This window comes from Rathayibacter sp. Leaf296 (assembly GCF_001423045.1).
In the GTDB taxonomy this organism is placed as follows: Bacteria; Actinomycetota; Actinomycetes; order Actinomycetales; family Microbacteriaceae; genus Rathayibacter; species Rathayibacter caricis.
Genome location: NZ_LMNR01000002.1, coordinates 1,147,324 through 1,156,284, shown reverse-complemented (window position 1 = coordinate 1,156,284; position 8,961 = coordinate 1,147,324). Strand labels below are relative to the sequence as shown.

Genomic DNA, 8,961 nt, shown 5'->3' with positions numbered 1-8,961 from the left:
CTCGCAGGATCCTGCGGCTCCGACGAGTCGGACAGGATCCTGCGAGCCGAAGGTGGAGCGCGGCGTCAGCGGGACAGGGGCCTCAGTGCGCCCGGGGCGTGTACCGCACCGGCGGGAACGCCGTCCGCACGATCGCGCGGAGCGACTCCAGAGAGCCGGTGACGAGACCCTGCGCCCGCGCCTGCACCAGGATGTTGCCGATCGCGGTCGCCTCGACGGGGCCGGCGAGCACGGTGCGGCCCGTGCGGTCGGCGGTCAGCTGGCAGAGCAGCTCGTTCTGCGAGCCTCCGCCGACCACGTGCACCGCGTCGATCCGCACGCCCGAGAGGGCCGAGGCCTGCTCGAGCGTCACGGCGTAGGCCTCGGCGAGCGACTCGAGGATCGAGCGCACGAACTCCGCGCGGGTGCGCGGCTGCTCCAGGCCGTTCTCGACGCACCACTCCACGATGCGGCCGGGGATGTTGCCCGGCGCGACGAAGCGCTCGTCGGCCGCGTCGAACGTGGTGATGCGCCCGCGGATCGCGGCGGCCTCGGCGAGCAGGAGCGGCAGCTCGATGCTCTCGCCCGACTGCTTCTCCCAGGTGCGGATGGATTCGGACAGCAGCCACAGACCCGAGACGTTCTTCAGGTAGCGGATGCGCCCGTCGACGCCGCCCTCGTTGGTGAAGTTGGCGGCCCGACCCTCCAGCGAGACCACCGGCTTCTCGAGTTCGACGCCGACGAGCGACCAGGTTCCGCTCGAGATGTACGCCACGTGATCGTCGGTCGAGGGCACCGCGACGACGGCCGAGGCCGTGTCGTGGGAGCCGACGGCGACGACGCCCAGGCTCTCCGGGGCGCCGAGATCGGCGGCGACGGAGGGCAGGAGCGAGCCGAGCCGGGAGCCCGGCTCGATCAGCGGCGCGAGGATCCCGCGCGGAAGGTCGAGGCGCGTGAGGAGGTCGTCGTCCCACGCGCGGGTGTGCGGGCTCAGCAGGCCCGTGGTCGAGGCGTTCGTGATCTCGGTCGCCGCGACTCCGGTCAGCCAGTAGCCGAGGAGGTCGGGCACGAGCAGCGCCTGATCGGCCAGCGCGAGCACGTCGCGCTCGGCCGCGAGCTGGAACAGCGTGTTGAACGGCAGGTGCTGCAGGCCGTTCCGCTGGTAGAGCTCCTCCGCGCCGAGGCGGGAGTGCACGTCGGCCACGCCGCGCGCCGTCCGCTCGTCGCGGTAGTGGTACGGAGCGCCGAGCATCCGCCCCTGCCGTAGCAGTGCGTAGTCGACGGCCCACGAGTCGACGCCGATCGAGACGACCTCCGGCTCCTCGCGCAGGGCGTTCGTCAGCCCCGCGGTGAGCGAGCGGTACAGCTCCAGGATGTTCCAGTGCAGAGCGGAGGAGTCGCCCTCGTGCGTGCGCACCGGCTGGTTCGGGAACCGCGCGACGTGGCGCATCCGCAGCTCGTCGTGGCCGACGTAGCCGAGGATGACGCGCCCGCTGGTCGCTCCGAGGTCGACGGCGGCGACGGCCTTCATCGCAGGGGCCCTTCGGTGGCGGTCATCGGAGGAACGCCGCCGCGACTCCAGCGTCAACGGGCACGTGCAGCCCCGTCGTGTGCGAGAAGTCGGACGTGCAGAGCGCGAACACGGCGTTGGCCACGTTCTCGGGGACGACCTCGCGCTTGAGGATCGTGCGCTGCGCGTAGAACGTGCCCAGGTCCTCCTCCTCGATGCCGTAGGTCTTGGCGCGGTTCGCGCCCCAGCCCGACGCGAAGATGCCGGAGCCGCGCACGACACCGTCGGGGTTGATGCCGTTCACCTTGATGCCGTGCTCGCCGAGCTCGGCGGCCAGCAGGCGCACCTGGTGGGCCTGGTCGGCCTTGGTGGCCGAGTAGGCGATGTTGTTGGGGCCGGCGAAGACCGAGTTCTTCGACGAGATGTAGATGATGTCGCCGCCGAGCTTCTGGTCGACGAGCACGCGGGCCGCGGCCTTCGAGACGAGGAACGAGCCCTTCGCCATCACGTTGTGCTGCAGATCCCAGTCGGCGACGGTGGTGTCGAAGAGCGACTTCGAGAGCGACAGGCCGGCGTTGTTGACGACGAGGTCGAGCCCGCCGAAGGCGAGGACGGTGGCGTCGATCGCGGCCTGCACGGCGGCCTCGTCCGAGACGTTCGCGGCGAGTCCGACGGCGACGTCCGTCGACCCGAGCTCGGCCGCGGCGGCCTGCGCCTTCGCGAGGTCGAGGTCGGCGATGACGACGCAGGCGCCCTCGGCGGCCAGGCGCGTGGCGATGGCCTTGCCGATGCCGGAGGCGGCTCCGGTGACGAGCGCGATGCGGGACGCGAGCGGCTTGGGCTTCGGCATCCGCTGCAGCTTCGCCTCCTCGAGCGCCCAGTACTCGATGCGGAACTTCTCGGCCTCGTCGATGGGCGCGTAGGTCGAGATGGCCTCGGCGCCGCGCATGACGTTGATCGCGTTGACGTAGAACTCACCGGCCACGCGGGCGGTCTGCTTGTTCGCTCCGTACGAGAACATGCCCACGCCCGGCACGAGCACGATCAGCGGGTCGGCGCCGCGGATCGCGGGGCTCTCGGGCGTCGCGTGCGCGTCGTAGTACGCCTGGTAGTCGGCGCGGTACGCCTCGTGCAGCGCGGGGAGGCGCTCGAGGATCTCCTCGACGGAGGCGGTCGACGGCAGGTCGACGAGCAGCGGCTTGACCTTGGTGCGGAGGAAGTGGTCGGGGCAGGAGGTGCCGAGCGCGGCGAGGCGCGGGTGCTCGGTGCTCGCGAGGAAGTCGAGGACCTCGGGGGAGTCGGTGAAGTGGCCGACCCGGGGGCTGTCGTGCGAGGCGATCGCGCGCAGGTGCGGGGCGAGGGCGGCGGCCTTGGCGCGGCGCTCCTCCTCGGGCAGAGCGGCGTAGCCGTCGAGCGCGGGGCCGAACGGCTCCGGAGCGCCGTGCTCGGCGATGTAGGCGGCCGCGGTCTCGATGATGCGGAGCGAGTTCGCCTCCGCCTCCTCGCTCGTGTCGCCCCAGGCGGTGATGCCGTGGCCGCCGAGGATCGCGCCGATCACTCCGGGGTTCGCGTCCTTGATGGCGGCGATGTCGAGGCCGAGCTGGAAGCCGGGACGGCGCCAGGGCACCCACGCGACGGTGCCGCCGAAGGCCTCGGCGGTGAGCCTCTCGCCGTCGGCTGCGGTCGCGAAGGCGATGCCGGAGTCGGGGTGCAGGTGGTCGACGTGCGCGGCGTCGACGAGGCCGTGCATGGCGGTGTCGATCGAGGGGGCGGCGCCGCCCTTGCCGTGCAAGCCCCCGAGACCGAAGAGGCAATGGTCGAAGGCGGCGACCATCTCGTCCTCGCGGTCGAGGCCGGGGTAGACGTTCGCGAGCGCGCGGAGGCGGTCGAGCCGCAGGACCGCGAGGCCGGACTCCGTCAGGGTGCCCAGGTCTCCGCCGGAGCCCTTCACCCAGAGCAGCTCGACGGGCTCGCCGGTCACGGGGTCGGTCTCGACGCCCTTCGCGGAGGTGTTGCCTCCGGCGTAGTTCGTGTTCTCCGGATCGGCGCCGAGGCGGTTGGAGCGGGCGATGAGCTCCGCGGCGGTCGAGGACGAGGCCATGACTTCTCCGTCTGTCTGAACGAACGTGTTAAGTGTTACAGAAGCTAACAGGGTGCGGGGGTGGGGTCAATGACGCAGTCGCGAACAGCGGTCGACCGTTCCGGATGTGGAGCCCGCCGCAGCCGTTCCTCGGGTCGATGATCGTTTCTGATCGAAACGAGGAGGGATGCGGGAGGTGCCTTCGTGCAGCCACCCCTCGGATTCCGCGGATCCATTGCCTGCACGCCGCCCCCTCGGTAGGTTCGCTGTGGATCACTTCGCGACATCGCTGTCGCTAAGCGCGCACTACACGCCAGAAGTGATCAGAACCATTCTCCTACTCAAAGATGAGGCCCCGAGATGTCGATCCTCCCCCGCCCGGACCGTTCACCCGGCGGCGACGCCCGCGCGTCGCGCCGACACCGAGGGGGTGGACGTCGACTGCTCGCGCTCGGAGCGCTCGGCGCGCTCCTCGGCACCGCCGTCGTCCCCGCTCCGTCGGCCGAGGCGGCTCCCACCGTCCAGGCCGTCTCGGTCACCGGCGCCGACGTCGCGGCCGCCGCCCAGAGCCGCAACGCCCTGACCTTCAAGGGCTTCGGGATCCTCTCGGCGAACTCGACCAGCGCGCTGCTGCTCGACTACAAGTCGCAGCACCCCGAGAAGTACTGGGAGCTGCTCGAGACGCTCTTCGGCGGAGCGCATCCGATCATGACCACGGTCAAGATCGAGATGGGCAACGACCGCAACACCTCGACCGGGCCCAACCCCTCCACGATGCGCTCGCGCGACGAGTATCCGAACGTGCTCCGCGAGCCCGGCTTCCAGCTCGCCGCCGACGCGCAGAAGGTCGCGGAGGGCGACGTGCACGTCAGCCTGCTCCGCTGGAGCCGCCCCACCTGGGTGACGAGCGACGCGGACCAGTACGTCTGGTTCAAGAACTCCGTCCTCGCCGCGTACCGCGAGTACGGGGTCATGGTCGACTCCATCAACCCGGACACGAACGAGACCACGAACCCGAACCTCAACCTGTACAAGACCTTCTCGGGCTGGCTGCGCGGCGACACCACGGGCTACGTGAGCGCGAGCGCCGGCGACTCGAACAGCGGATTCGCCTCCGAGACCGAGAAGGACCTCTACCGCGCGATCAGGACCGTCGCCGCCGACACCGTCGGCACCCCGCCGACCTCCTTCGGCGACGCGCTCAACTCCACGACCGACTCCTCCCTCCGCGACGCGGTCGACGTCGTCGGGTTCCACTACTCCACCGCCGACGACGCCAACGGGAACCTGAAGAAGTTCGCGCAGACGTACGACAAGGAGATCTGGAACTCGGAGGGCCAGGCCACGTTCTCGAACTCGGCCGACCGCCCCAACAACACCAACGCCGACGGCCAGGGCGGCACGGGCACCGGCATGGGCGGGGGGAACGGCCCGCTCGAGATGAGCAACTGGGTCACCTCGGGCTTCGCCAAGTCGCTGCGGACGCTCAACATCTTCCAGCCCGCCATCGGCTCGTTCTACGACGGCTTCCAGTACTCCTCGAAGGAGCTCGTGAGCGCCCGCGACCCGTGGTCGGGCTGGCTCTACTACGACGGCGGACTCGCCGCCGTGGAGCAGTACACGCAGTTCGCCGAGCTCGGCTGGGAGAACGAGGACAACACCGCCGGCATCTGGCGCGGGATCCCGCAGGCCTCCGGTAGCGCCCTCGGCGGCGGCAACCCGCCCAGCGGAGCGTCGACCGGAGCGTCCTCGTACACCACGCTCGCCGCTCCGGACGCGTCGGACTTCTCGACCGTGATGGTCAACGACAGCCCGTTCCCGAAGACCTACTCGATCACCGCGAGCGGTCTTCAGCTCGGGTCCGACGCGACGATGGAGGTCTGGGAGACCCGCGCGGCCGACGCCGGCGAGGCCTACGACGCCAACTACGTCGTGCCCGTGCAGGAGCTCGCCGCCGACGCGAGCGGCACCTGGACGGTGACCGTGAAGCCGTGGTCGACCGCGACCGCGACCACGCTCGACCACGCCTCGGCGGCGGCCGACGGGTCGCTGACCGCTCGGGACGGCTACGGATCGCAGCTCCCGACCGCGCCGGAGTACACCGCTCCGGGTGGCGGCCGCGACGTCCTCGACACCGACGCGACCGGAGCCGTGAACGGCGTCACCACCGACGCGACGCTCTACGCCGACGACTTCGACTACTCCGGAGCGCCCGCGATCCAGGAGTACGACCCCGCCACCGGTGCACTGTCGCCGTCCGATGAGAGCTTCCTCGGCAGCCGCGGCGCGAAGACGAAGCCCGCGGGCACGCCGAACGTGCAGCCCGAGGACGACGGAGCGATCCCGCGCTACACGAACGACACGAACGGCGCGTTCGAGTCGGTCGCCACCGGCGACCCGGCCCGCGACCGCGTGCTGCGCCAGCAGATCGGCACCGGCATGAACGGCAGCGCCTGGAACCAGGGCGACCCCAAGACCACCATCGGCGACTACCGCTGGGCGAACTACCGCGCCTCCGTCGACGTGCTGTTCGAGGCCGGAGGGACGCCGTACGCGACCCTCGGCGCCCGCGAGCAGGGCGGCACGGCCAACGGCTCGAACGTCTCGGCGGCCGAGCTGAAGGTCGATGCGACCGGCGCCTGGAGCCTGCTGCGCTACGGCACCGCCGTCGCCTCGGGCCGGGCCTCCGACACTCCGGCCACGGCCTTCAGGACCGGCACCGGCGTCTGGAACACCCTCGCGGTCCAGGTGGCCGGCAGCGTGTACACCGCGTACCTCAACGGCGTGCAGATCACGTCGTACACGGATGCGGCACCGCAGGCGGCCGGACGCGTGCAGCTCGGCTCCGCGTTCACCTTCACGCAGTTCGACGACCTGCGGATCGAGCGCGTCCCCGGATTCACGCCGTACTACACGACCGTGATCGACGGCATGCACCAGACCAGCTGGGCCGACGTCTCGACCCCGGTGCTGCGCTTCGACTCGAAGTGGACGCACGTGAACGGCCAGGGCATGTTCGAGTGGCAGCGCACCGCGTCCAAGAGCACGGGCCGGGGAGCGTCGCTGACCTACACCTTCACGGGGACGGGCATCGACGTGCTCGGCTCCAACGACGGCTCGGCCCGACTGGACGCGATCGTCGACGGCGTGCAGGTGGTCGCGAACGCGCCGACCTGGGCGGCCGGCAGCGAGCGCACGACCTTCACCCTCCGCGGTCTGCCCGCGGGGGAGCACACGGTGACCCTCCGCACCGCGAACGACGCGGTGCTGAACGTCGACGCCGTGGGCATCGTGCCGGCCGGCACCGACTCCGGCGCCGTGGACACCACCGCACTGCGCGCGGCCCTCGCCACCGCCGACAAGTTCGTGCAGTCGGAGTGGACCCCGCAGACGTGGGCGCCGTTCGCGAGCATCCGCGAGGCGGCCCGCGCGGCCGTCGCCGGACCCGCCGCCGTCGGCCTCGATGCGGAGGGAGCGGCCGCGCAGGTCGCCCGCCTCGCCGATTCCGCCGCCCGGCTCGTTCCGGAGGGGGTCAGCAGCGACGTCCGCGACCTCGGTCTCGCGTCCCGCACCAAGGCCGAGGGGCTGCCGGCGACGCTGGTCGTCGACGGAGCCGAGCGGGCGATCACCTGGGACGCGAGCGCCGCGCAGGCGCTCGCCACCGCGGCCGAGCTCGGAACGGCGACCGTCACCGGCCGCACCACCGAGAAGGTCGCCTCGACCGGCGTCTTCCAGCGCGTCACCCTGGCGCTGCTCGTCACTCCGGCCGACCTGCGCTACTTCATCGACTCCGGCGCCACCGGCACGGGCAGCCCCTCCGCGTACTCCGCGGTGAAGGCGGCCCAGCCGGGCGTCCTGAACGGCGCGGCCGACCAGAAGTGGGACGGCACCACCGCCGGCAGCACCTGGGGCTACTCGACGACCTCCACCGGAGCCGTCGCCGGGGGCACCGCGGCCGACTGGGGCTCGTCCTACGTCCCGGCCGACTTCAACCGGCCCGTCGTCTACCACCTGACCCTGCCCGCGGGCACGTACGAGGTCACGACGGTCCAGGCTCCCCGGCCCGGATTCACGACGAACCTCGCGTCGACGGTCACCGTCGGCGGCACCGCGAAGCGGGTCACCGCGGTCTCGACGGGAGCGGCGACGCCGCTCTCGCAGCAGGTGACGCTGACGGCTCCCGGAGTGGTGGACGTGGCTCTGGGCACGGACGGCACCTCGGGCTACAACGCTCGCCTCGCCCTGGTGACCGTGCGCAGCGTGCCCCGCGACGTCGGATTCCAGGGGGCGCTCACTACCACGGCGGCCCTGCCCGCGACGGTCGTGCTCGACGGTGCGGCCACTCCGGTGACCTGGAGCGCCGACTCCGTCGCCGCGACCCGCACCCCCTACGAGGCGCTGACGGCCCGCGGCACCACCGCGGGCGGCGGCGTCGTCGTCGCGAAGTTCGAGATCGTGCCCGACTCGCTCGTGTACTGGATCGACTCCGGCACCGCGGCGACCTCCTCGCCGCAGTACGCCGCGGTGAAGGGGTCGGTTCCGAACCTCCGCAACGCCGTGTCGGACCGGGCCTCGACCGCCGCCGACCAGTGGGGCTTCGTGGCCGACGGGACGCGCGTGAAGGCCGGCACGGACGTGAACGACAAGTACTCGACCGGGCTGTACCAGGACACGACGCTGCAGGTGTACCGACTGCCGCTCGAGGCCGGCACCTACACGCTCACGGGCGGATTCACGGAGTGGTGGGGGATGAACCGCACGCTCAACCACACGGTCACCGTGGGCGGCCAGGAGCTGGCGAAGGGCAACGTGCCGCTCTCGGCCACCACGCCCCGTCTCTCCGGAGACCTGACCTTCACGCTCGCGCAGGCGGGCACCGTGGAGTACCGGATCACCAACGAGGGGGCGGGGAGCGAGAAGCCCGTCGTCTCGTGGGTCGCGGTCGCGGCGGTCCCGTCGCCGCTGCCGGACCTGGGGCTGAAGGTCCAGAACCGGTGCGTCGCGGGCAAGGTCGTGCTGACGGTCACGGCGACCAACACGGCCGCCGTGCCGGTGGACGTCGCGATGACCACCGCGTTCGGCAGCAAGTCGTTCACGGCGGTCGCTCCCGGGAAGAGCGCGGTGGCGGCGCTGACGACGCGCTCGGCGAGCACCGCGGCGGGCACGGCCGGAGTCGCGGTCTCGGCGACCGTCGACGGCGAGCCGGTCACGAAGCAGCAGTCGATCGACTACCCGGCCTTCCGCTGCTGACCGGACGGCCCTGAGGGGGGCGTCCCGGGACCCGCGCCGTTCGCCGGCGGTGGGCCTCGGGGCGCCCCTTCGGCGGTGGTGGGTCTCGATACGCCGCTCCGCGGCTACTCGACCAGCAGCAGCAGGGCCGGCGGCGCTCCAG

At 71.7% G+C, this 8,961-nt stretch carries 3 protein-coding genes; 1 reads left to right on the top strand and 2 read right to left on the bottom strand.

Annotation, left to right across the window (positions count from 1 at the left end):
* Positions 1–82 precede the first annotated feature (82 nt).
* Complete coding sequence (locus ASF46_RS15635) at positions 83–1,510, bottom strand: rhamnulokinase (RefSeq protein WP_056868388.1); 1,428 nt, start codon at positions 1,508–1,510, stop codon at positions 83–85.
* Positions 1,511–1,532: 22 nt separating this feature from the next.
* Positions 1,533–3,590, bottom strand: coding sequence for a bifunctional rhamnulose-1-phosphate aldolase/short-chain dehydrogenase (locus ASF46_RS15630; protein WP_056868387.1), 2,058 nt, complete (start codon positions 3,588–3,590; stop codon positions 1,533–1,535).
* 339 nt (positions 3,591–3,929) lie between these two features.
* Between ASF46_RS15630 and ASF46_RS15625 the strand changes: the two genes are divergently transcribed.
* Complete coding sequence (locus ASF46_RS15625; RefSeq protein ID WP_056868386.1) at positions 3,930–8,819, top strand: hypothetical protein; 4,890 nt, start codon at positions 3,930–3,932, stop codon at positions 8,817–8,819.
* Positions 8,820–8,961: the final 142 nt, after the last annotated feature.

What these genes read in the sequence shown, in the direction of transcription:
- ASF46_RS15635 (WP_056868388.1), bottom strand. Translation starts at nt 1,510, where the DNA reads ATGAAGGCCGTCGCCGCCGTCGACCTCGGAGCGACCAGCGGGCGCGTC.
- ASF46_RS15630 (WP_056868387.1), bottom strand. Translation starts at nt 3,590, where the DNA reads ATGGCCTCGTCCTCGACCGCCGCGGAGCTCATCGCCCGCTCCAACCGC.
- ASF46_RS15625 (WP_056868386.1), top strand. Translation starts at nt 3,930, where the DNA reads ATGTCGATCCTCCCCCGCCCGGACCGTTCACCCGGCGGCGACGCCCGC.